This is a genomic window from Comamonas sp. GCA5 (assembly GCF_036541385.1).
In the GTDB taxonomy this organism is placed as follows: Bacteria; Pseudomonadota; Gammaproteobacteria; order Burkholderiales; family Burkholderiaceae_C; genus Comamonas; species Comamonas aquatica.
Genome location: NZ_JAZHFR010000174.1, coordinates 1 through 1,697, shown reverse-complemented (window position 1 = coordinate 1,697; position 1,697 = coordinate 1). Strand labels below are relative to the sequence as shown.

The 1,697-nt window shown below is 54.4% G+C and carries 2 protein-coding genes; both read right to left on the bottom strand.

Features of this window, described 5'->3' with window-relative positions:
- Positions 1-98: 98 nt before the first annotated feature.
- A complete protein-coding gene (locus SJH88_RS19035; RefSeq protein WP_274755380.1) occupies positions 99-431 on the bottom strand; it encodes a toll/interleukin-1 receptor domain-containing protein in 333 nt (110 codons plus the stop codon).
- Positions 432-1,517: 1,086 nt separating this feature from the next.
- Positions 1,518-1,697 (bottom strand): hypothetical protein (locus SJH88_RS19030; RefSeq protein WP_274755379.1); only part of this gene is annotated, 180 nt, incomplete at its 5' end.

Below are 1,697 nucleotides of genomic sequence, written 5' to 3'. Positions count from 1 at the left end.
CCACGTCAATCACTCCTGGTCTCCTGCTGCACATAAAAGCAGCAGGCTAGGGTTAATGCGTGGGTCAGATTGAGATGGAAAAACCGGGGGCTAGTGGGTCACTTCTGGATGGAAATCAACACCCAGGGGCACCAGCGCGACGCCATAGAGTTCTGAGTGGCGAGGAACAGGAACCATTCGCTCCCGACAATGCGCTGGCGAAGCTTGTTGGCGGTGTCCGCATTGGGCTGTGAAGGCATTGAGGAATCCTGCCAGTCGATGTACAGGTCTAACCCCTGTTCCCGCAAGAAGGCCTGCAAGCCTAAGGCCAGCTCGCGATCGTGGTGGCTGTGACAGAGGAAAGCTGTCCTCTGGCTTGCCCGCTTTATAATGACGGTCTGACCGCCGGAGCGTCGAGCATAGTTCTGTAGGTCTGCTTGGGCGATAGGCATTTGAGGATTGTCTCCCGATGGTTTTCGAAACAACCGCTCCGGTTCACTGGGCTATGCGATCCCAGGAGATTGAGGGTAATGTATCCATAACATACCAGAAGTTGCAGGCGGAGGTTGCGAGGGCGGCTGGGATGTTTGCCTCAAGAGCTGATCGCGCTGGTTTGAGCGCCGGGTGGTCGAGCAGGATTGGTGGCTCTCGCACAAACTACCGGACAGCGCAAATAGATAGCACCTAATCCCTTGCCTCTCGGACCAGACCCTCAATCTCGCCTTGTAGCAAGCGCCATTCGGATGGCCAGACTCCCGTAATCCTCAAAACAAACGCCTCCGGACGACAAGAGGCGACACCTTCGTCTGTAATTAAGCCCACGGCTTATGACCGCTCCATGCTCGACAGCGGAAGTGGTTCAGCAAATACTTCTTGTTCATGGCCGTGGACCGTAGAGCAAAGAACCTTCTTGATATGTCGAATCTCGAGGACTACATCCGCCTAGAGCTTTGCAACCAGCTGCGGATCCTCAGGTAAGTTGGTGCAGATAGGTTTTGGCAAGATTTGGCGGCCTACTCAATCGCGAGCTGTAGACACCCATAAAATAAGTAATGATGGAAGGTAGATCGGGACCGACAATGACGTAGCGGTGATCGCGCACGTCAAAAGCCAAGCAGTGGTCTGGATACTGTCGCCTTTCATCGGTGTTGAGGGCATAGCAACACAATATTGGCGCTTTCGTTTTCGACAATACCGTCAAAAAACAGAAGGGTCTTTTGGTTTCGGTCAACAGTCACTAATTGCACGCAAGATGACCACCATGGACCGACAGAACAGACCAGCGCTCAAACCAGTCTTCGTCGCTTAGGTCAATGATGCTAGAAGCCCCCAGAGCGGCCCTGGCGCAGTTTTCGGCCATCCGCAATAGTGCGCGGCAATGCATATCAAAAACGCTGCTGCACAGCAATAAAAATGGCCAGACAGCGCATGCCATCCGGCCATAGGATTCAGAGCAGCAACTATCCAGTTGCGCAACGCTGAGGCTCTACTTACGCATGCGGGGAGGCTCAAACGCAGCGAGCGGAAAAATTCTGGACTCACGCAACGCCGCACACGCTTGCTCCCACAGCTGCGCCGGCTGCCACCACGTAGCTTGGGAGGGTGTGCAAAATTTTGTGTAAACGGCCAATCAACAGCCGGCGCAAGCCGGCCTGTCCGTAAACACTATGAACACCAAGAAACACGACGTACCCGAAGAACTGCTGTCTGGCCTGCTG

Excerpts from the sequence above, each read along its gene's own strand:
- SJH88_RS19035 (WP_274755380.1), bottom strand. The coding sequence starts at position 431 with ATGCCTATCGCCCAAGCAGACCTACAGAACTATGCTCGACGCTCCGGC.